21 protein-coding genes are annotated in these 20,803 nt (G+C 70.2%); 8 read left to right on the forward strand and 13 right to left on the reverse strand.

All coding sequences use genetic code 11. From position 1 onward, the window contains the following. Nucleotides 1–160 precede the first annotated feature (160 nt). The 6 genes from OG453_RS05195 to OG453_RS05220 all read right to left on the reverse strand — a co-directional run bounded on the left by OG453_RS05195 (nucleotide 161) and on the right by OG453_RS05220 (nucleotide 6,452). Entirely contained in the window at nucleotides 161–607 is a 447-nt protein-coding gene (locus tag OG453_RS05195; protein WP_266864913.1) for an NUDIX hydrolase, read from the reverse strand. After that, nucleotides 577–1,686, reverse strand: coding sequence for a CHAD domain-containing protein (locus tag OG453_RS05200; RefSeq protein ID WP_266864915.1), 1,110 nt, complete (start codon nucleotides 1,684–1,686; stop codon nucleotides 577–579). Before OG453_RS05200 ends, OG453_RS05195 begins: the two co-directional genes overlap by 31 nt. Then, the gene (locus OG453_RS05205) at nucleotides 1,667–3,913 is read right to left on the reverse strand and encodes an RNA degradosome polyphosphate kinase (protein WP_266864917.1); all 2,247 of its coding nucleotides are present in this window, start codon (nucleotides 3,911–3,913) and stop codon (nucleotides 1,667–1,669) included. The genes OG453_RS05200 and OG453_RS05205 overlap by 20 nt, the downstream gene beginning before the upstream one ends. Before the next feature lie 225 nt (nucleotides 3,914–4,138). Continuing rightward, nucleotides 4,139–5,110, reverse strand: a complete 972-nt coding sequence (locus OG453_RS05210; protein WP_266864919.1) for an ABC transporter permease — start codon at nucleotides 5,108–5,110, stop codon at nucleotides 4,139–4,141. Further along, nucleotides 5,107–6,012, reverse strand: a complete 906-nt coding sequence (locus OG453_RS05215; protein ID WP_266864921.1) for an ABC transporter ATP-binding protein — start codon at nucleotides 6,010–6,012, stop codon at nucleotides 5,107–5,109. Before OG453_RS05215 ends, OG453_RS05210 begins: the two co-directional genes overlap by 4 nt. Then, the gene (locus OG453_RS05220; protein WP_266864923.1) at nucleotides 6,009–6,452 is read right to left on the reverse strand and encodes a GntR family transcriptional regulator; all 444 of its coding nucleotides are present in this window, start codon (nucleotides 6,450–6,452) and stop codon (nucleotides 6,009–6,011) included. The genes OG453_RS05215 and OG453_RS05220 overlap by 4 nt, the downstream gene beginning before the upstream one ends. A 142-nt stretch (nucleotides 6,453–6,594) precedes the next feature. On the opposite strand from OG453_RS05220, the gene OG453_RS05225 reads away from it, so the two are divergent. Next, nucleotides 6,595–7,137, forward strand: coding sequence for a hypothetical protein (locus tag OG453_RS05225; protein WP_266864925.1), 543 nt, complete (start codon nucleotides 6,595–6,597; stop codon nucleotides 7,135–7,137). Between the two features lie 81 nt (nucleotides 7,138–7,218). On the opposite strand, the gene mshD is transcribed toward OG453_RS05225, so the two are convergent. Further along, nucleotides 7,219–8,154 (reverse strand): mycothiol synthase, encoded by a 936-nt coding sequence (gene mshD / locus OG453_RS05230; protein ID WP_266864927.1) that lies wholly within the window; start codon nucleotides 8,152–8,154, stop codon nucleotides 7,219–7,221. A gap of 337 nt (nucleotides 8,155–8,491) precedes the next feature. Between mshD and OG453_RS05235 the strand changes: the two genes are divergently transcribed. The 7 genes from OG453_RS05235 to OG453_RS05265 all read left to right on the forward strand — a co-directional run bounded on the left by OG453_RS05235 (nucleotide 8,492) and on the right by OG453_RS05265 (nucleotide 15,305). Further along, complete coding sequence (locus tag OG453_RS05235; protein WP_266864929.1) at nucleotides 8,492–8,884, forward strand: hypothetical protein; 393 nt, start codon at nucleotides 8,492–8,494, stop codon at nucleotides 8,882–8,884. A 90-nt stretch (nucleotides 8,885–8,974) separates the two neighbouring features. Further along, a complete protein-coding gene (locus OG453_RS05240; RefSeq protein ID WP_266864931.1) occupies nucleotides 8,975–10,264 on the forward strand; it encodes a hypothetical protein in 1,290 nt (429 codons plus the stop codon). Then, the gene (locus OG453_RS05245; RefSeq protein WP_266864933.1) at nucleotides 10,261–10,884 is read left to right on the forward strand and encodes a hypothetical protein; all 624 of its coding nucleotides are present in this window, start codon (nucleotides 10,261–10,263) and stop codon (nucleotides 10,882–10,884) included. Before OG453_RS05240 ends, OG453_RS05245 begins: the two co-directional genes overlap by 4 nt. Continuing rightward, on the forward strand, nucleotides 10,881–11,633 hold the full coding sequence (locus OG453_RS05250; RefSeq protein ID WP_266864935.1) for an ATP-binding cassette domain-containing protein: 753 nt from the start codon (nucleotides 10,881–10,883) through the stop codon (nucleotides 11,631–11,633). Before OG453_RS05245 ends, OG453_RS05250 begins: the two co-directional genes overlap by 4 nt. Nucleotides 11,634–11,791: 158 nt before the next feature. Further along, nucleotides 11,792–13,606, forward strand: coding sequence for a bifunctional UDP-sugar hydrolase/5'-nucleotidase (locus OG453_RS05255; RefSeq protein ID WP_266864937.1), 1,815 nt, complete (start codon nucleotides 11,792–11,794; stop codon nucleotides 13,604–13,606). Between the two features lie 109 nt (nucleotides 13,607–13,715). Further along, nucleotides 13,716–15,041, forward strand: coding sequence for a DUF2993 domain-containing protein (locus OG453_RS05260; protein ID WP_266864939.1), 1,326 nt, complete (start codon nucleotides 13,716–13,718; stop codon nucleotides 15,039–15,041). A gap of 57 nt (nucleotides 15,042–15,098) precedes the next feature. Continuing rightward, a complete protein-coding gene (locus tag OG453_RS05265; protein WP_266864941.1) occupies nucleotides 15,099–15,305 on the forward strand; it encodes a DUF5988 family protein in 207 nt (68 codons plus the stop codon). Here the strand turns inward: OG453_RS05265 and OG453_RS05270 are convergent. The 6 genes from OG453_RS05270 to OG453_RS05295 all read right to left on the reverse strand — a co-directional run bounded on the left by OG453_RS05270 (nucleotide 15,302) and on the right by OG453_RS05295 (nucleotide 20,772). Then, nucleotides 15,302–16,693, reverse strand: a complete 1,392-nt coding sequence (locus tag OG453_RS05270) for a HAMP domain-containing sensor histidine kinase (RefSeq protein ID WP_323178608.1) — start codon at nucleotides 16,691–16,693, stop codon at nucleotides 15,302–15,304. The two genes, OG453_RS05265 and OG453_RS05270, sit on opposite strands and share 4 nt — an antisense overlap. Before the next feature lie 26 nt (nucleotides 16,694–16,719). Then, complete coding sequence (locus OG453_RS05275; protein ID WP_266864945.1) at nucleotides 16,720–17,442, reverse strand: response regulator transcription factor; 723 nt, start codon at nucleotides 17,440–17,442, stop codon at nucleotides 16,720–16,722. Between the two features lie 44 nt (nucleotides 17,443–17,486). Then, nucleotides 17,487–17,714 (reverse strand): hypothetical protein, encoded by a 228-nt coding sequence (locus OG453_RS05280; protein ID WP_266864947.1) that lies wholly within the window; start codon nucleotides 17,712–17,714, stop codon nucleotides 17,487–17,489. 38 nt (nucleotides 17,715–17,752) lie between these two features. Continuing rightward, entirely contained in the window at nucleotides 17,753–18,739 is a 987-nt protein-coding gene (locus OG453_RS05285) for a S1C family serine protease (protein ID WP_266864949.1), read from the reverse strand. A gap of 162 nt (nucleotides 18,740–18,901) precedes the next feature. Beyond that, nucleotides 18,902–19,924 (reverse strand): LacI family DNA-binding transcriptional regulator, encoded by a 1,023-nt coding sequence (locus OG453_RS05290; RefSeq protein ID WP_266864951.1) that lies wholly within the window; start codon nucleotides 19,922–19,924, stop codon nucleotides 18,902–18,904. 23 nt (nucleotides 19,925–19,947) lie between these two features. Next, nucleotides 19,948–20,772, reverse strand: a complete 825-nt coding sequence (locus tag OG453_RS05295) for a response regulator transcription factor (protein ID WP_266864953.1) — start codon at nucleotides 20,770–20,772, stop codon at nucleotides 19,948–19,950. Nucleotides 20,773–20,803 lie beyond the last annotated feature (31 nt).

Raw genomic sequence — 20,803 nt, forward strand, 5'->3', positions numbered from 1 at the left:
CGTGCGAGGTCGTGCGTCTTTGCTTCTTGCGGTCTTACGTCGTGTTGTAAGGCCGAAATTAGGCAGGACAGGTGAAGCGGCTGATGGGCACGAGTGAACGGGGGGTGAACCTCGGCGGTCGGCCTGGTTAGGTCTCGCACCACGGAACGTATCCGAAAGGTCACGCAGGGTTGAGGACGCTGAGCAGGGCGTCGACAAGGCGCTGGTCACGGGGTTGCGTGAGGCGGTTGCGGGCGGCGGGCGGGGCCAGCCAGCGGATGCGGTCGACCTCGCTGTTGGGCGTGAAGTGACCTTCGGTCGCCTCGGCCGCCCAGTAGCTGACCTCTTTGGGGCGGCCCTGGGCGAGGTAGCGGACCGTGGGGAGCCGGGCGCCGGGGACGCAGCGGAAGCCGGTCTCCTCCTCGACCTCGCGCAGGGCGGCGGCGAGGGGCTCCTCTGCGCGCTTCAGCTTGCCCTTGGGGTGGGACCAGTCGTCGTACTTCGGCCGGTGGACCAGGCAGATCTCCAGCTGGCCGTCGTGCGGGGAGTGCCGCCACAGGACGCAGCCTGCGGCCAGTACGACTCCTGCGGTGCCCGTCACGGTGTGCGCACCGCCTCCCGCAGCCATGCCTGGTGGAAGTCGAACCTGGCCGCCTCGACCTCGTGGCGCTGGTCGGCGTGCAGGACGCCGAGGGCGTACGCGGTGGCCGGGGCGATGCGGGGGGTCCGGGCGGCCGACGCGGCTGCGGATGCGGCGTCGGCGGCTTCCCTGTGGCGGTCGAGGGCGTGGCCCGCGTCCGCGAGGCGGAGGTCGTCGCCGCTCGCCCGGAGGACCTCCTGGGCGTACCTGTGCAGGCGCAGGAGGGCGCGGGCCTTGAGCCAGGGGGCGTCCTGGGCCTCGTTCGCGGCCTCTGTGGCGAGGCCGTGGACCAGGGCTTCGGCGTTGTACGGGTGGCCCGCCTGGCCCAGGGGCAGTGCGGCGACGGCTTCCGCGAGGTTCGACTCCGCTTTGGCCGCCAGGGGTTCCAGGGCTTCCCTGCTGGTGCTGAGGGGGACCTCGCTCGCCAGTACCGCCACGTTGTCCGCCACGGCGTGGAAGCGGGAGGAGCCAAAGGCTTGGAGGGCGGCGGAGTGGGCCCGCGTCCTTGCGAGGGTGAGCTGCCGCTCCAGCAGGGCTGCGGCCTTGGCTGCGCCTACCGTCAGGCCCCTCGGAGCGCCGCCCTGGTCATCGGCACCCTGCGGTGAGGGCTGTGCCCACCCTCCCCCAAGCTCTCGGCTTCGCTCGAGCAGGGGGGACCCCCCTCGCCGTCCGGAACGCCTGCCCACAGCCTGAGCGTCAACGGCATCCGAGGGAGCCGGCACCCCCGGCGCCCCCGACAAGCGATGCAGCGCGTCCAGCAACCGCTCCAACCGCGTCGCGTACGCATGTTCGCGGGCCAACGTGCCGGAGAGCCAGGCCAGTTCGGGGCGCAGGTCGGTCACCCACTCCTGGTCCAGGAGCGGGCGGAACGTGTGCAGCGTGCCCCCGATGCGGCGGGCCGCGCGGCGCAGGGCCCTGGCCGCCTCCAGGGACTCCTCGGCGCCCTGCGCGTCCGTCGTCGACTCGCGGTGCAGCCGCAGCGAACGCAGGAACTCCGTGGCCTGGGCCCGGAGATGGGCCGCCAGGACCTCGCCCGCCGTCGACTCGTCAAGGTGTTGCTGTGCCACGCCGGCGCCTCCGGGCGTCTATGAGCATCTCCTGTACGTTGCGCAGGGGCTGGCCCTCCGGATCCAGCGCGTGCCGGGTCCAGTTGCCGTCCGCGCCCAGGTGCCAGGAAGCGGTGGTGTCCGACATGCCGGTCTCCAGGAGCCGGTTGAGTGCCGCCCGGTGTGCCGGGTCGGTGACCCTGACCAGCGCCTCGATACGGCGGTCGAGGTTGCGGTGCATCATGTCGGCGCTGCCGATCCACACCTCGGGCTCCCCGCCGTTGCCGAAGGCGAAGACCCGGGAGTGCTCCAGGAAGCGGCCGAGCACGGAACGCACCCGGATGGTCTCCGAGAGCCCCCCGACCCCCGGGCGCACCGCGCAGATCCCGCGCACCCACACGTCCACCGGCACACCGGCCTGCGACGCGCGGTAGAGGGAGTCCACCACCGCCTCGTCGACCATCGAGTTGACCTTGATGCGTACGTAGGCGGGGCGGCCCGCGCGGTGGTGCTGGATCTCCTTGTTGATGCGGGAGATCAGGCCGTCGCGCAGGGACTTGGGGGCGACGAGCAGCCTGCGGTAGGTCTCACGGCGCGAGTAGCCGGAGAGCCGGTTGAAGAGGTCGGAGAGATCCGCGCCCACCTCTTGCTTGGCGGTGAGCAGGCCCAGGTCCTCGTACAGCCGGGCCGTCTTGGGGTGGTAGTTGCCCGTACCGACATGCGAGTAGCGGACCAGCGCCTCGCCCTCCTGGCGGACGACGAGCGACAGCTTGCAGTGCGTCTTGAGGCCGACCAGGCCGTAGACGACGTGGCAGCCCGACTCTTCCAGCTTCCGCGCCCACTTGATGTTCGCCTGCTCGTCGAAGCGCGCCTTGATCTCGACCAGGACGAGCACCTGCTTGCCCGACTCGGCGGCGTCGATCAGCGCGTCGACTATGGGGGAGTCGCCGGAGGTCCGGTACAGCGTCTGCTTGATCGCGAGGACGTCAGGGTCGGCGGCAGCCTGCTCCAGGAAGGCCTGCACCGAGGTGGAGAAGGAGTCGTACGGGTGGTGCAGGAGTACGTCGCGTTCGCGAAGGGCCGCGAAGATGTCGGGCGCGGACGCCGACTCCACCTCGGCCAGGTCGCGGTGCGTGCCCGCGATGAACTTCGGGTACTTCAGCTCGGGCCGGTCAAGGGCCGCGATGCCGAAGAGGCCGGTCAGGTCGAGCGGGCCCGGCAGCGGATAGACCTCGGCCTCGCTGATCTTCAGCTCGCGTACGAGCAGGTCCAGGACGTTCCGGTCGATGGACTCCTCGACCTCCAGGCGCACCGGCGGCCCGAAACGGCGCCGCATGAGCTCCTTCTCCAGGGCCTGGAGGAGGTTCTCGGCGTCGTCCTCCTCGACCTCAAGGTCCTCGTTCCGGGTGAGCCGGAACATGTGGTGCTCCTGGATCTCCATGCCCGGGAACAGCTCCGCGAGGTGCGCGGGGGCGGCGATGACGTCCTCGATGGGGACGTACCGCTGCGGGGAGGCCTCAAGGAAGCGGGAGAGGAGAGGCGGGACCTTTACGCGCGCAAAGTGCGTGTGTCCCGACACCGGGTTGCGTACGACCACGGCGAGGTTCAGCGAGAGCCCCGAGATGTACGGGAAGGGGTGTGCCGGGTCGACCGCGAGGGGGGTCAGGACGGGGAAGATCTGCTGCCGGAAGAGCGTGAAGAGGCGGGACTGCTCCTTCTCGGTCAGCTCGTTCCAGCGGACCAGGTGGATGCCCTCGTCGGCCAGGCCGGGGGCGACGTCCTCCTGGTAGCAGGCGGCGTGCCGGGCCATGAGCTCGCGGGAGCGGTTCCAGATCAGTTCCAGGACCTCGCGGGGCTGCAGGCCTGAGGCCGAACGGGTGGCGACGCCGGTCGCGATGCGGCGCTTGAGTCCTGCCACCCGGACCATGAAGAACTCGTCCAGGTTCGAGGCGAAGATCGCAAGGAAATTGGCCCGCTCGAGCAGCGGGGTGTTCGGGTCCTCGGCGAGCTCCAGAACACGTTCGTTGAAGGCGAGCCAGCTGCGCTCCCGGTCCAGGAAACGGCCCTGCGGAAGCTCGGCGCCGTCGTGTCCTACCTGGCCGTCCTCGTCGTACGCGTCGAGATCCGCGTCGATGTCGGGGTCCAGGTCCGACACGGCGGCCGCGAGTGTGTGCGGCCGGTGCGCGGCGATGGAGCCGACGGACGGCTGGGCGTGCTGGACCTGTCCTTGCGTGCTGGGCTGGCTCATGGCCCCATTCTTCCGCGCCGGGGCCCCGATGGGCGCGTCGGAGAGTGCCGGGGTGAGGCGGAGCTTCCCGTTCATGGGGGGAGGGTCGGGCACGGCGGGCTGCATTGAGTGAGCGTCGCAAGCCAGTCTGAATCACTGGTTACGGCGACATGACGTGCGGGACATGTACCGGAGACCCCCGGACATCTACACATCCGGGGGTCTGTCCTTCCGGGTGCCCGTTTGTCAGGGCGTACGGCGCCTGAGCACCCGGAACGCGGCATATCCGGCCGCCGCGGTGAGGGCGAGGACGATCCCGGTCTCGATCAACTGGACGTACCAGAAGTGGGAATGGGGATGGAATTCCGCGTACCAGCCGGTGATGCGGGTGTCGGACGGGCAGGGAAAGTTGGCCATCTGGCCGGGGGAGCACTGGCCGGCGATGAAGCGTTCACCGGCCGCGTTGTGGACGCCCGTGTCCATGATGAGGGAGTTCTGCGGGAGGCCATGCATCGTGTAGCTCAGGGGCGTGCCCGAGGCGCGCCCCGAGACCGTGCTCACCGGGAACAGGTCCCAGCGCAGGCTGCCCAGGGCCAGGAGGACGCCGCCGGTGACGAGGCCCGTGAGGGACATGGCGAGCAGCGTGCGGCGTACGAGCAGTCCGGCGAGCGCGCCGACGGCCACGGCGAGCAGGCAGTACGCGACGAGCGTGGGTCCCGTCGCCTCGTACACGCCCCGGTCGGCCCACGAGAGGTTCCAGCGGCCCGGAATGCCGGAGGCGCCGAGCTGGAAGACCCCCATGAGGGCGAGCGTCCCGGCGACGCCCAGTGTCGCGGCCACCGTGAGTTTCGAGGCGAGCCAGCGCGCCGGGGTGACCGACTGGGTCCAGGCGAGCCGGTGCAGTCCGGCCTCCAGCTCGCGGCCGGTCATCGGGCCCGCGACGAAGACGCCGATCAGCACGGGAAGGAGCAGGAAGGCCTGGGAGGCATTCCTCATGTACTCGTTCAGGAGGGACTGGGCACTGGCGAAGCCGAGGAACGAGTTCTCGCAGGGTCCGATCCCGCAGCCGTCGAGCGCCGTCGGGTAGGTCTCGGCGGCCCACCGGAAGTAGCCGGTCAGCGCCGCCGCGAAGACGATGAGGCCGCCCGCCGTCCACAGGGCGGTGCGGTGCAGTCGGACGTCCGCCCAGCGCGGACCGCGGAGGAGTGGAGAGCTCATGCCGCCACCTCGCGCCCGGCGGGGGCCGTGGTGCCGGGCAGCATGAGCGGCTCGGCGTCGGGGGAGCGCAGATGGGCGAGCAACAGTTCCTCCAGGGACGGCTCTTCGGCGTCCCAGCCGTCGCCGACCGGTCCTTCGGGCCGGATCAGCGCGGTCAGGCCGCGCCCGGTGGCGCGGGACTCGACGACGGTGTGCGGGGCGAGTTCGGCGAGCGGGCCGCGCCCGGTGACCAGGGCGTGTGCGGTGACAAGGTCGTCGATGCCGCCGCCGAGCCGCACCTGCCCGCCGGATACGAGGAGCAAGTGGTCGCAGGCGTCGGCGAGTTCGCCGACGATGTGTGAGGACATCACGACGGTGGTGCCGTGCTCGGCGGCCTCCGCCATCAGCGTCCCCATCAGCTGGTGGCGGGCGAGCGGGTCGAGGTCGGCCATCGGCTCGTCCAGGAGCAGCAGTTCGGCCCGCTTGCCGAGCGCGAGGGCGAGTGCGACTCGGGTGCGCTGGCCGCCGGAGAGGGCGCGGATGCGGGTCCTCTGGTCCAACTCCCCTTCAGATACGACGCGTTCGGCGATGGCGGCGTCCCAGCACCCGGGGTTCAGCTCCGCGCCGAGCCGCAGGGTGTCGGCGATGCTGAGCTGCGGATACAGGGGCTTGTCCTGGGCGACGTACGCGATGCGCTCGCGGGCGGCGGCCGGGTCGGTGCCGAGGACGGTGATGCTGCCCCCGGTCGGGCGGAAGAGCCCGGCGGCGAGGGCGAGCAGCGTCGACTTGCCCGCGCCGTTGGGCCCGACGACCGCGCAGACGCGTCCGGCGGGCAGCCGGAAGGAGCAGTCGCCGAGGGCGGCCCTGCCCCGCCTCCCGTAACTTTTGGCCAGCGCGGCCGCCTCGATGGCGGTGTCGGTCATGCGGAGTCCCCCTCGGATACGTGCTCGGACTGCTCGGACTGCCCGGGCTGCTCTGGCTGCTCTGGCTGCGCGAAGTGCTCTTCGAGTACGGCGGTGAACAGCGCGGCGACGTCGTCCCTCTCCATGCCGGCGGCGCGGGCGCTGGCGGCCCATGCGTCGAGCTCGCCGCGCAGCGGGGAGTCGGCGGGTGCGGAGCCGAGCGACTTCCGTACGAAGGTGCCGAGTCCGCGGCGGGCCTCGACCAGGCCCTCGCGTTCCAGTTCGCGGTAGGCCTTCAGGACCGTGTTCGGGTTGATGGCCGTGGCCTCGACGACCTCACGGGCCGTGGGCAGCTTGTCCCCCGGCTCCAACAGGCCAAGGCGCAGGGCCTGTCGGGTCTGCTGGACGATCTGGAGATAGGTGGCGACGCCGCTTCGCCGGTCGATACGGAACTCGACCATGCCTTGCACCACCCTTTCACTAGTTGAGTAGTGAAAGGGTGGTGCAAGGGGGTGCGTTCCGTCAATAGGCGCTCGATCTTGTAACGTCTGCCGCTCGGAATGACGTGAACATGTATGGGAAGTCGGGGGACTTACCTTGTCGATGCCTCCGCCGCCTCAGGGCGGCTACCAGCAACAGCCCTACGGGCAGCAGCCGTACCAGGGGCAGCAGCCCCCGTACGGTCAGCAGCCCCAACAGCCCTACGGGCAGCAGCAGTTCCAGCCCCAGCAGCCCCAGCAGCCCCAGCCGCAGCGCCCGCGCGGCGGCGGCGGTGGTGGCGGTTCGTTCAACCGGCAGTCACCCCTGATGAAGGTGGTGACGCTGCTCATCGCGGGCGTCATCGCGGGTGTCTGGTGGTACACGAGCCGGGGCAACACCACGAGCCCCGCGAGCAATAAGCCCGGCAGCTCCGCCAGCGAGCCCGCGGTCGCGGACGACGCCACCGAGGTCGGCGACTGCATGGCGAACAAGGGGTCGAACAGCAGCCCCGACATGGAGACCGTCGACTGCTCGAGCGCCGAGGCCGAATACAAGGTCACGAGCATGAACGAGTCCGAGTGTGCTCCGGGCGAGTCCGAGTACCAGCAAACCCGGCGCGGCCGCGTGCAGTACTCCCTGTGCATGGAGCCGATCACGCCGAAGTAGCGGGATGTCCAGGACGCGCGAAGGGCGCGGTGTTCCCCGGGGAACACCGCGCCCTTCCTGTCTGTCTGCTGTCTACGTCCCTCAGGACTCCGTCCGGTACATCAGATCTGTCTCGTGCGTGATGAACCCGAGCCGTTCGTAGACGCTCACCGCGGCCTTGTTGTCCGCGTCCACGTACAGCATCGCCGTCGGCAGGCCCGCCGCCGCGAGGTGGTTGAGGCCGATCGTCGTCAGCGCCTTGCCGAGGCCGCCGCCCTGCGCGCCCGAGCGCACCCCGACGACGTACACCTCACCCAGCTGCTCATCGGCGTGCACCTTGGTCCAGTGGAAGCCGACGAGCTCGCCGTCGCCCTCGCCCTCGCGCTCGGCGAGGAAGAACCCCGCAGGGTCGAACCACGGCTCCGCCTTGCGGTCGTCCAGGTCGCGCTGGGTGAGCGAGCCCTGCTCGGGGTGGTGGGCGAAGGCGTCCGCGTTCACCGCGAGCCAGGCCGCGTCGTCCTGGCCGGGGACGAAGGTACGTACGGAGACCCCTTCCGGAAGGACCGGCTCGGGCAGATCGAGATCCCCCAAGGTCCGCCGCATCTGCCGCAGTTCACGGAAGAGGGTCAGGCCGAGTACCTGCGCCAGGTGCCGCGCGGCGGAGTGCCCGCCGTGCGCCCAGATCCGCAGCCGGCGGCCGGACTCCCCGAGCAGCGCCGTGCCGAGCGCGCGGCCGTGTCCCCGGCCGCGGTGCGCGGGGTGCACGACCAGCTCGGCGGCGGGCGCCTCGATGGGGTCGGTGTCCTCCAGCTGCGCGTACCCGATGAACTCGCCGTCGACGCTCAGCAGCAGATGCCGCACCCCCGTCCGCGCACCTCCCCGCAGCTGCAGCCGCCCCTGCTCGGAGACGGCCTGCTGGCCGTCCGCGCGGGCGGCGTCCGCGATGAGCCCGAGCACGGCTTCGGCCTGGGCGGGGGTGAGGGCGTCGACGGTGTCGATCTGCCGCATGGGGGCGGGAGGCTGCTGCTCGTCAGTCATGGTGTCGAGGGTACGGCGGCGGCCGGTCCCGGAGCAGTTCACCGGACGCGCTCGCCGCTTGGGCGGCCTTGCGGGAACGTGCCGGAGGATCGTCCGGTTGGCGCAAAACCTGAGTCCGGGACTGGACAACGCCACTGACACAGTGGGGTGTTGGTGAGCCGGACATCTGCCAGTGTGCTCGATTCTCCTTGATCGATGATCAGTGCATGCCATAGGGTCAAAGATGCAGACCTGGGGGGAGTTCTGCATGTTTGTGCGCTCCGCCCTGGTTCCGACCGAATCCATTCCCAGGGGGAGTACTGTGCACACGAAACGCCTCATGTCCAAATTAGCCGCGGTGTCAGCAGGCGCCGCGGCCTTCGCGATGGTGGCGAGCCCGCCCGCCCACGCGAACTGGAGCGGGACCATCTTCGACTTCGTGTCCGGGCAGGAGTCCCGCCGTTGGAAGGATGACGGCTACAACAGAGTCACCTTCACCGGGTGTGACCCGAACGGCCTGAAGAGCGTCGGGGTCAAGATGCGCCGGCACAAGTCCATGGCGCCGGACCCGAGTTACGGCGAGAAGACGTTCAAGAAGTGTGCTACCGCCCGCTACCCGAAGAACGTCAGCCGTGGCGCCTGGCGCGGGCTGCCCAGGGGGAAGTACTACTTTGAGATAGGGAAGCTCCGCGGTGCCAACAAGGTGAGTGTCTACGAGGTCCACGTGTGGACCAGGAACAGCCACGGGTAGGCACGACATCGGGCGGGGGCCTTGGGCTCCCGCCCGACCCTCGGCTCCCCTCTCCAGCTCCACTTTGCACACACAAGCGCGGAGAACAACGTGCGATTCCGTACCCGGCTGCGATCCAGCAGTGCCCTGTGGGCCGCCCCGCTCGCCCTGGGCGTGCCGGTCCTCTACTACCTCACTGGCGCCAGCAAGCCGGAGTCCCCTGATTTCGGCTATGCCCCCACGATCGTCTCCGCGCCCCTGTATTACTCCTACGCCCTTGCCTATGCGGTCGTGTCCGCACTCTCCGCGTGGGAGAGCGGACGGCTGAAGGAGGGCGGGGGGCTGCAGCTGGCTCCCGCCAGATCGCGGTACCGGGTAGCTGCGGAAACGCTGTGGCCGGTTGTCGCTCTCGGCTGGCTCATGTTGATCGTCCCCGTCGTCCTGGCGCTCGCGGACTACGGGGTGTGGCCGACCGAGGTCAGTCTGCGGCCCCTGTGGCTCGCCCTCGTGGTGTGCGTGGCGCATGCGGTGATCGGTTGCGCGGTCGGTATGTACGTGCCGAAGGGGCTTGCCGCTCCTGTCATGGCTGTCGTGGTCTGGGCGGCCGTCTCGTACACCGTCACCTTCGACACGATGTGGCCGCGGCATGTATCCGGCGGATACTTCAACGACTTCATGTTCGGCGAGGCCACCTCGTACGGGGCGCTGTTGCCGCATGTGCTCTTCACCGGCAGCCTCGCCTGTGCCGTCGCCCTCGGCTGGGTCCGCCTGTCGCGTACCACGGCGCGGGTTGGCCTTGCCCTGGTGGTGGCGGTGGCCGGTACCGGCACCGCGCGGGCGATGACGAGCAGTTGGGACGCCAATCCGCCTCTCCTGGTCGACCAGGCCCCCATGGCCTGTGCCGGGAAAGCGCCCCAGGTGTGCGTACCGGCGCTGTTCAAGGACACCCTCGGCCCCGCACGGGCCGAAGCGGGCCGGGTCCTTGAGGACTTCCGTGCGGCAGGCGTCACGCTCACCCCACGACTGGTCAAGGACAGCGTCACCGAGGGGCGCATGGAGGGGAGTGAACGCTCCACCGCCCACGTCTGGCGCCCGCCGCTCAGCTCTGCCGTCCGCAGCGGTGATCTGCGCTACCAGATCACGGTGGAAGCCGTCACGCCACCATGCCGCCGACCGGACAGGACACTGGTGGTGGCCGCCTCCCTCTGGGCGACGACGGTGACCGACACGGATCGCGAATACCGGGCTCTCTTGCGGGAGTTCAGCGCCGGTGACCCCGAAGAGGTCGCTCTGCAGGAACGGGCGGAGAAGGAGTTCAGGGAGGGCACACGGCTCCCCGAGAGCCGTCAGGGCGACTGGTATCGGCACACGCTGCGTGCCGCCTGCGGGGAGTCCCGGTGAGGGACGGCGTGGCGCTGGACACCGGAGCGCTCTGGTGGCTCAAGGCCCGTCGCGCAGGGGTCCTCTGTGCCGCACTCGTGGCCTTCGCGCTGCTGGTGCTCGCTTTCCAGGGCGGCGCGGCCGTGCCCGTACTCTCCCTTCCCGCGTCCGCGTCCGTGTCCGTGCCCCTCATGCTGTTCACCCCGGTTCCCGTGGTCGCTGCTCTGGCCTGGTGTCTGGACAGTCGGCTCACGGAGGCCGAGGACGTCGCGGTCCGCCCGGTCTGGGCGCACGACAGCGCACTCGTCCTCGCCGCCATGGCAACGGCTGCGGGCACCGGTCTCGCGGTGTCCCAACTGGCCGGATCGGGCGCGGCCGGAGCGTCGGGAACGGGACGGGACGCCGCCTTCCTGGCCGGATTGGTGCTGTGCCTGCGGCCCTTGGCCGGACAGGCCGCCGTCATGGCCGCCCCGTCATGGCTGGCCCTGGTCGTCTTCTTCGGGTTCTCGCCCTCGCGGGACCCCTATCCCTGGACGGTCGTCGGCCAGCCCGCCGGCTCCCCGTCCTCGCTGGTCGCCGCCGCGCTGGCCATCGCCGTCGGTCTCGCCGTACTGATCCGCACTTCGAGGAATGCCGCATGAGCCGTACGACCCTGGAACTGTCCGCCTGCACCTTTGCCTATCGCCGGTGGCTGCCCCCCGTGCTGAAGGACTTCACGTACCGCCTTCCGCAAGGGCTGACGATCCTGCTCGGTCCCAACGGCGCCGGGAAGTCGACGGCGTTGCGCCTCGCCGCATCGGTCAGCCGTCCACGCGCGGGAACCGTCACCTTCGACGGCCTCGCGGCGGGCACCAAGGGATACCGGCAGGCCGTCGCCTGGATGCCGCAGCACATCACCGCCATGTCCGGCCTCACCGCCCGCGAGCAGGTCGCGTACACGGGGTGGCTCAAGGGGATGGCCAAGGCCGACGCCTGGGAACAGGCGGCCGGCGCGCTCGACCGGGTCGGGCTCACGCCTCAGACCGACACCAAGGTGAAGCGCCTCTCCGGAGGCCAGCTGCGCCGTGTCGGAGTTGCCTCTGCCCTGGTCCACGGTGCTCGCGTGCTGCTCCTCGACGAGCCGACGGCCGGCATGGACCCACGCCAACGCCGGGTCTTCCGAGAGCTGTTGCAACAGGTCACCGATGCCGGGGTGCAGGTGCTCATGTCGACGCACGATGTGACCGACCTCGCCGAAGAGGCCGACCATGTCACGGTGCTCGACGTGGGGGCGATCGCTTTCTCCGGGCCGACGGAGGAATTCCTCGCGCACGCACCGGCCGACACGGCGGCGGGCCGGACGGCTGAGGCCGCCTACTCGCTGCTCGCGGAGAGCGCGGGGGGATCGTAGCCGCGGCCGGAACCGACGCAGCCCGGAGGCACCTTCAATGCGCTCGATGGCAACCCACCCGTAACCGGCAACCCCCTGTCGCGCTACGCGCGTTGACCCTAGGCTGCGCACGGAGTGTCACCGCCTCCAGCCGTCTCACACCCATCCCAGGGGGACACGTGTCAGCCACACCACAGCCGCGCAGAACCAGACGCCGGGCCACCCGCCTGCTCGCCGTCGCCGCCGGTATCGCCACGCTCGGCGCGATGGCGGCCGCGCTGCCCGCGAACGCGGGGCAGGACCACGCGGGCGCCGCCGCCGCCAAGAAGCGCACGGTCGATGTGCAGCTGCTGTCCTTCAACGACTTCCACGGCAATCTGCAGCCGCCGGCCGGTTCCTCGGGCCAGGTGACGGAGAAGCAGCCCGACGGGACCGAGAAAAAGATCGACGCGGGCGGCGCCGAGTACCTCGCCACGTCGCTCCGTACGGCCCGCAAGGACAAGCCCTACAGCGTGACCGCGGCGGCCGGCGACCTCATCGGCGCGAGCCCGCTGCTCTCCGGCCTCTTCCACGACGAGCCGACCATCGAGGCCATGAACAAGCTGGACCTCGACGTCACCAGCGTCGGGAACCACGAGTTCGACGAGGGGGCCAAGGAGCTGGCCCGTATGCAGAAGGGCGGCTGTCACCCCAAGGACGGCTGCTTCGAGGAGGGCAAGAAGTTCAAGGGGGCCGACTACCCCTATCTCGCGGCGAATGTGACCGACGAGAAGACGGACAAGCCCATCCTCAAGCCCTACTGGGTGTGGAAGCACAAGGGCGTGAAGATCGGCTTCATCGGAGTGACCCTCGAGGGCACGCCCGACATCGTCTCCGCCGACGGCGTCAAGGGGCTGAAGTTCCACGACGAGATCAAGACGGTCAACAAGTACGCCAAGGAGCTGGACAAGCAGGGCGTGAAGTCGATCGTCACGCTGATCCACGAGGGCGGCTCGCCCGCGAGCCAGGCGTACAACTACGACTGTGACTCCCCGGGCGCGGGCGACGGCATCTCCGGACCCATCACCGACATAGCCAAGGGCATCACGCCGAAGGTCGACGCGCTGGTCACGGGCCACACGCACTCCGCGTACGTGTGCACCATCCCGGACCCGGCGGGCAAGCCCCGCATGGTCACGTCCGCCTCCTCCTACGGGAAGCTCTACACGGACACGACCCTCACGTACGACCGGAAGACGAAGGACATCGTCCGTACGTCGGTGAAGTCGGCGAACCACGTCGTCGGCCGTGAGCAGGCCAAGGCCAAGGACATGACCTCGCTCATCGGGCGCTGGAACAAGCTGGCCGAGCCCGTCGCCAACAAGCCCGTCGGCTTCATCTCCGCCGACATCCCGGGCCGCGGCGCAGGCGCCCCCGAGGCGCCGCTCGGCGACCTGATCGCGGACGCGCAGCTCGCGCACGGCAAGTCGCTCGACCCGGAGACGGATCTGGCGCTGATGAACCCGGGCGGCATCCGCTCCGACCTGGTCTTCAAGGCCAGCGGAGGCGAGGGCGACGGTGTGGTGACGTACGGCGAGGGCTTCACCGTGCAGCCGTTCAGCAACACGGTCAATCTCGTCGACCTCACCGGCGCGCAGCTCATCACCGGGCTCAAGCAGCAGGTGAGCGGGCCCAACGAGGCGTCCCCGAAGATCCTGCAGATCTCGGACGGCCTGACGTACACCCTCGACATGACCAAGACCGGCGCCGACCGCGTCGTCACCGACTCCATCAAGCTGGGCGGCAAGGCGATAGATCCGGCCGCCACCTACCGTGTGGCGATGAACTCATTCCTCGCGGGCGGCGGCGACGGCTTCCCGGAGCTCGGCAAGGGCTCTAAGCCGCTGGTCGGCGGCGATGACCTGAAGGCGTTCAACGAGTATCTGACGGCCAACTCCTCGGCGGACAAGCCGTTCACGCCGCCCAAGGCGGACAGGATCACCGTCGTGAAGTGAAGCGGGAAGTGAATGACGCGTTAACAAGCGCACTCAGTAAGTGGCCGAAAACGGTACTTACTGTCAGTAAGGCTTGGGGTGGGGTGTGAACGTATGGTGAAATCAGCTGATGCGTTCCCCCCACCGCATGGCCACGCTTCCGCCCGATCGCAACCAGGCCTACCCGTCTGATGGTTGGCACGCCGAATCGGTTCCCCCTGAAGCATCAGACGCATCGGCATCAGTCGCATCGGCAGCAGGCGAGTCGCCCGCGGAAACGACCGCTCCGCTCAACCCGTACGACGAGCTGGGCGCCCTCGCGTCGCCGAACCCCCTGGAGGAGTTCCTCCACGAAGAGGCCGACGGCACGGACGAGGACGACGCACCCTGGCAGCCCCCGAACCACCGCCGCGGCAGGCGCCGCCGTAACCGCTTCGCCGGGCTTCCGCTCGCCGGGAAGGCTGTCGTCGCCCTCCTTGTCGCCACCGCCTTCCTCGCACTCGGTGACCGCTGGGCCCTGCTCTACGCCGAGCACGAGGCCGCGGAGAAGCTCAAGGATTCCCTGCACCTGAGCGCCGCGCCCGAGGTCGACATCGAGGGCTTCCCCTTCCTCACCCAGGTGCTCGACCAGCGCGTGGACAAGGTCAAGGTCACCGTCCCCGACGTCGCCGCCGACCGGATCTCGCTCGCCCAGGTCTCCGCCACCGCCACCGACGTACAGATAACCGGCGACGGCCCCACCGACATCAAGGGCGCCCTCATCCGCGAGATGCACGGCGAGGTGCTGCTCTCCTTCGAGGACCTCAACCGCGAACTGGGCGCCTCCCAGGTCACGTTCAGCGGCCACGGCCGCGACCAGGTGCTCGCCCGCGGCACGCTGCCCGTCGCCGGACACGACCTGAAGGTGCGCGCCGACGCCCGCATCCAGCGCAACGGCGACCGCGGCATCTCCACCGACATCGGCCGGATGAGCCTGCAGATCGGCGACCTGGCGACCTACCGGCCCGGCACCCGCGAATCCGAGGGCCTGCACCTCACCAAGGCCACGGCGGACCGGCTCACCAAGGAGACCGCCAAGGCGAAGGCGCTGCTCTCCGTCCCGTCGATCGTCGACCGGCTCGGCGTCCCCGACTCCGTGGTGAGCGGCGCGCTGCAGAGCGACGCCAAGCTGAACGAGCTGGTCGGCTCCCCGCGCTTCGTGAACGACGTGATGGGCCTCAACCTCATCGACGTCGCGATGGGCCACCCCGAGCTCCTGAAGAAGCTGGGCCTGGACCCCGCTCTCCTCAAGGGCCTCTCCGAGCTCACCCGCCCCGTGCTCGCCGACCGCCTGACGCTCGCCTTCCGCCTGCCGAAGCTGCCCGGGTCGGGCAACGTGTGGCTGCAGGACGTCAGCGTGCAGAAGGACGGGATCAGGGTGCAGGTGATCGGGGCGGGGCTCGGCATCGGCAAGTGAGGCCGCGCCCCGGCGCGTCACCGAAGAGCCGGACGGCCCTGCGGGGAGACTCTCCGCATGACCAACACACCGAAGGCGGTCCTTGAGGGCGGCCCCGACGATCTGCCTCAACGGATCGTTGACATCACCCCGCCCGGAAACGAACTCAAGATCCAGTTCCGCGGCGGATACGAGCATTTCCGAGCCACCGCACGCCACCAGGACACCCCCGAAGGCAGCCTGCCTGTCTACGAATGGTGGGAACGCACGGAGATGCCGGGTTAAGCACCGGCCTGATCAGGCGTTTTCGGCGGGGGAGCAGCCGCCCCGGGGAGGCGCACCGTCGCCACGGTGCCGCCGCCCGACGCGGGCCGCAGCTCCACCTCGCCGCCGGACTGGTGCACCGTGCGGGCCACGATCGACAGGCCGAGGCCGGAGCCGGGGAGGCTGCGGGCCGAGGGGGAGCGCCAGAAACGGTCGAAGACGTGCGGGAGCTCGTCGGCCGGGATGCCGGGGCCGTGGTCGCGGACGGTCAGCGTGCCGGCCTGAAGGGCCACCTCGACCGTCGAGCCCGGCGGCCCGAACTTCACCGCGTTGTCCAGGATGTTCACGATGGCCCGCTCGAGCGCCGCCGGCTCCGCGCGCACGAACCAGGGCGCGAGGTCCGCGGTGAACGTCAGCTCGGGCCCGCGCAGGCGTGCCCGCTCCAGGGCCGCCTCCACGATGTCGTGCAGCGCGACCACCTGGACCTTGCCGCCGCCGGGCCCCGCGTCCGTACGCGACAGCTCCTGCAAGTCCCCGATCAGCGCGGCGAGTTCGGTCATCTGCGCCGTGACGGATGCGAGCAGCGCCTTGCGGTCGTCGGGCGGAATGGCCCGTCCGGTCTCCTCGCTGCGGGCGAGCAGCTCGATGTTCGTACGGAGCGAGGTGAGGGGGGTGCGCAGCTCGTGCCCCGCGTCGGCGATGAGCTGCTGCTGCAGGTCGCGCGAGGAGGCGAGGGACGCGGTCATGGAGTTGAACGACTCCGAGAGCCGGGCGATCTCGTCGTCGCCGTCGACGGGGATGCGGAGGTTCAGGTCCTCGGTGCGGGCGACGTGCTCGACGGCCATGGTGAGCTCGTCGACGGGGCGCAGGCCGGTGCGGGCCACCCACAGGCCCGCGGCGCCGGCGCCGATGACGCCGATTCCGGCGACGAAGGCGAGCAGCAGGGCAAGCCTGTTCAGCGGGGTGTCGACCTCTGAGAGCGGACGGGACAGCGAGACGGTGACGTTGCCCTGTGTCTGGGTCAGAACGCGCACCGGCTGGCCGCTGTCGGTCTTGCCGTCGTGGAGGGTCTGCTCCCGTAGGTGCTGGGCCACCACCAGGTCCGAGTCCTCGACCACCACGGGTGTGGAGCCGCGTCCCACGCAGCGTGTGCCGTCCGGCTGGACGACCTGCACGAAGACGGTGGTGGTGCCCGGCGCTGTCTCGTCGTTGGGGGACTGGCCGGTGTCGCGGCAGTTGGCCACCGTCTCCCCGAGGTAGGCGCCGCCCACGTTGAGGCTGCGCAGTGAGTCGTCCATCTGCTCCCGGAGCTGGTCGCGGGTCAGCAACCAGCACGACACCGCGACGGCCGCGACGGCCAGTGCCACCGCGGATGTCACCAGCAACGCCAAGCGCGAGCGCAACGGCATGGACCGGTACCGCCGGACGAGCCCTTTCACTCGCCCGCCCGCAGTACGTATCCCACGCCCCGCACCGTGTGCACGAGGCGCGGCTCGCCGCCCGCCTCCGTCTTGCGGCGCAGGTACATCACGTACACATCAAGGGAGTTGGAGGAGGGCTCGAAGTCGAAGCCCCAGACGGCCTTGAGGATCTGCTCGCGCGTCAGGACCTGCCGGGGGTGCGCGAGGAACATCTCGAGGAGGGTGAATTCGGTGCGGGTCAGTTCGACCGTCCGCGCGTCCCGCGTCACCTCGCGCGTCGCCAGGTCCATCCGCAGATCGGCGAAGGCGAGGGTGTCGCCCTCCTCGGCCTGCCCGGACGCGGCCGCGTACGAGCTGCGGCGCAGCAGCGCCCGGATGCGGGCGAAGAGTTCGTCGAGCTCGAACGGCTTGACCAGGTAGTCGTCGGCGCCCGCGTCGAGCCCGGTGACGCGGTCGCCGACGGTGTCGCGCGCGGTCAGCATCAGGATGGGTGTGGTCGACCCGGTGGAGCGGAGCCTGCGCGCCGCCGTGAGGCCGTCCATGCGGGGCATCTGGATGTCCAGTACGACGAGGTCGGGCCGGTAGGCGGCGGCCTTCTCCAGGGCGTCGGCGCCGTCGACGGCGACCTCGGTGCCGTACCCCTCGAAGGCGAGACTGCGCCGCAGCGCCTCCCGCACGGCGGGCTCGTCGTCGACGATCAGGATGCGCTGCTGCTGTTCGCCTTCGGCGGGGCTCATCGGTGTCGGTTCCTCGGGTGCGTGGGTCTCGGACGGGTCCTTCATCAGCCTCGCACGCGGGCGCGGGGCTTGCGGCGCGCGGCGGTGCGCGGGGGTGCCGCCACTTCGGGGGCACGTTCCTTCGAGGTCGCGCCGTGCAGCTCACGCGCGACCGTCAGCGGGAGGCCGAGGCCCGCCGGATCGGTGTCGAGCCGCCCCCAGCCGATGCTGACGGCGAGCGCGTGCCGGGCGCGGTTGACGGTGATGACGGTGCCGGTGCGGGTGGCGGTCATGGGGCCTCCTGAGGTCGTACGAAGGGTGTGCCGCGGGGTCAGTCGGTGGAGCCGGCCCGCAGCGTGTCGAGGTCGGCCTTGACCGTGTTGACCGGGATGGCGAAGCCGAGGCCGACACTGCCCGAGCCGGAGTCGCCGCTGCCGCTCTGGGACGAACTGGGCGAGTACATCGCGGAGTTGATGCCGATGATGTTGCCGTTCATGTCGATGAGGGCGCCGCCGGAGTTGCCGGGGTTGAGCGATGCGTCGGTCTGCAGGGCCTTGTACGTCGTCTTCGACGAGCCGGTGTCGCCGTTGAACTGCTCGCCGCCGTACTCGAACGGCCAGCCGCCTTCGCCGCCGCCCGGCTGCTGCTGCCCCTCGTCCGTCGACACGGTGACGTCGCGGTCGAGGGCGGAGATGATGCCGCTGGTGACGGTGCCGGTCAGGCCCTCGGGGGAGCCGATCGCCACGACGTCCTGGCCGATCTTGACGTTGTCCGAGTCGCCGAGGCTCGCGGCCTTCAGGCCCGACGCGCCCTGGAGCTTGATCAGCGCCAGATCCTTCTTGCTGTCGGTGCCGACGACCTTGGCGGTGTACGACTTGCCGTCGTCCGTCGTGACCTTGACCGACGAGGCGCCGGAGATCACGTGGTTGTTGGTGATGATCTCGCCGTCGTCCGTGATGATCACGCCGGAGCCGGTGGCGGAGCCCGCGCTCGACTTGGCGCTGATCTCGACGATGCTGGGGCTGACGGCCTCGGCCACGCCGGAGACGGTGCCCTTCTGGCTGGTGGGCACGACGTCCGTACTGGTGGCGTTGGAGCTCGACGAGCTGTCGTCGCCGGTCAGCTCCTGGAACGCGTAGGCGGTGCCGCCGCCGATGGCCGCTGCCGCGATGGCCACGGCGGCGAGAAGCGCGAGGGGGCCCTTCGCCCGCCGGCGCGGCGGCTTCGGGGGCTCTTCCGGTGCGTAAGCGGGCGGAGGTGGGTACGCGCCCTGCGGCTGCTGAGGGTACTCGCCGCTGTGGCGGAAGGTTTCGGTCATGGGATCTAGGCTGCGGGGCCTTGATGAGAGCGGCCTGAGGACGCCCTGAGAACCCCAGTAGAACCGCGTATGCCCGTTATAAAGGCCGCCGCTTCGCGGCGGATCTTTCCCGCCCTCCCCCAAGCTCTTAATGAGCAGGGGGGACCCCCTTCTCGATTGCCCTCAGTTGCAGCCGCAGGACTGGCGGACGACCAGCCGTGAGGGGAACAGCTTCAGGCGTTCCCGGCGGGAGCCCGCCACGCGGAGTCCGTCGTCCAGGACCAGGTCCACCGCCGCGCGGGCCATCGCGGGGCGGTCAGAGGCCACCGTGGTCAGGGGCGGGTCCGTCAGACCCGCTTCCTTCACGTCGTCGAAGCCGGCGACCGCCAGCTCCCCGGGCACGTCGATGCGTAGCTCCCGCGCCGCCCGCAGCACACCGATCGCCTGGTCGTCCGTCGAGCAGAAGATCGCGGTCGGGCGATCGGGACGCGCCAGCAGCTCCAGGGCCATCTGGTACGCGTCGTAGCGGTTGTACGGCGCCTCGAAAAGCCGCCCCTCCACCGAAAGGCCGGCCTCCCGCATGGCCCGCCGCCAGCCCTCGACGTGGTCGGAGACGGGGTCGCCGACGGTCGGGGTATCGGCCGTGCCGCCGACGCAGGCGACGTACTCATGGCCGTGTTCGAGCAGGTGCCGCGTGGCGAGCTGGGCGCCGCCCAGGTCGTCCGTCACGACGGCCACGTCGTCCATCGCCTCGGGCCGCTCGTGGAGCAGCACGACCCGCGCGTCCCACGCGTCGATCTCGGCGGCGGCGTTGTCCGACAGGGCGTGGCTGACGAGGATGAGGCCGGAGACCTGCATGCCCAGGAACGCCCGCAGGTAATGGGTCTCGCGCTCGGCCACGTAGTCCGTGTTGCCGACGAGCACCATTTTTCCGCGCTCGGACGCCGCCTGCTCCACCGCGTGGGTCATCTCCGCGAAGAACGGCTGCCTGGCGTCCGGCACGATCATGCCTATGAGGTCGGTCCGCCGCGACGCCATGGCCTGGGCGACCCGGTCCGGCCGGTACCCCAGCTCTTTGATCGCGGCGAGTACACGCTCGCGCGTGGCCGGGGCAACCGGCCGGGGTCCGTTGTTGATCACGTAGCTGACGACGGCGGTGGAAGTACCCGCAAGTCGCGCCACGTCATCCCGAGTCACCTTGGCCACGCGCGGAGTCTACGCGGATGGAACTACCGCTGGGCAGGGCGTACGGCAGCTTCCTTCGGCGGAGACACGGGGGCGGGCGCCGCGGCGGGTGCCGCATTCCCCGCGGCCTCCTCGCCCTCCCCCTCCGCCCGCGGCCTCGCCGCCTTCGCCTTCTCCCCGTCGGCCGCACGTTCGACCTTCTCGGGCGTGACGAAGCGGTAGCCGACATTTCGGACGGTTCCGATGAGCGACTCGTGCTCGACGCCGAGCTTCGCGCGCAGCCGCCGTACGTGTACGTCGACCGTCCGCGTGCCGCCGAAGTAGTCGTAGCCCCAGACCTCCTGGAGGAGCTGGGCGCGCGTGAAGACGCGGCCCGGGTGCTGCGCCAGGTACTTGAGCAGCTCGAACTCCTTGAAGGTCAGGTCGAGGACCCGGCCCTTCAGCTTCGCGCTGTACGTCGCCTCGTCCACGGAGAGATCGCCGTTGCGGATCTCCATGGGGGAGTCGTCGGCGACGATCTGCTGGCGGCCCATCGCGAGGCGGAGGCGCGCCTCGACCTCGGCCGGACCTGCCGTGTCGAGAAGTACGTCGTCGATGCCCCAGTCGGCGGTGACGGCCGCGAGGCCGCCCTCCGTCACGACGAGGACGAGCGGACAGCCCGGTCCCGTGGAGCGGAGGAGCTGGCAGAGGCTGCGGACCTGCGGGAGGTCACGGCGGCCGTCGATCAGGATGACGTCGGCACCAGGGGTGTCGACGAGGGCCGGGCCTTCGGCGGGGGCCACCCGCACGTTGTGCAGCAGCAGGCCGAGGGCGGGAAGCACCTCCGTCGACGGCTGAAGGGCATTGGTGAGGAGCAGCAGAGAACTCATCGCCGCCCACCTGCCTGGGTCGTCTTACGGT

Origin of the sequence: Streptomyces sp. NBC_01381 (assembly GCF_026340305.1) — a bacterium.
In the GTDB taxonomy this organism is placed as follows: domain Bacteria; phylum Actinomycetota; class Actinomycetes; order Streptomycetales; family Streptomycetaceae; genus Streptomyces.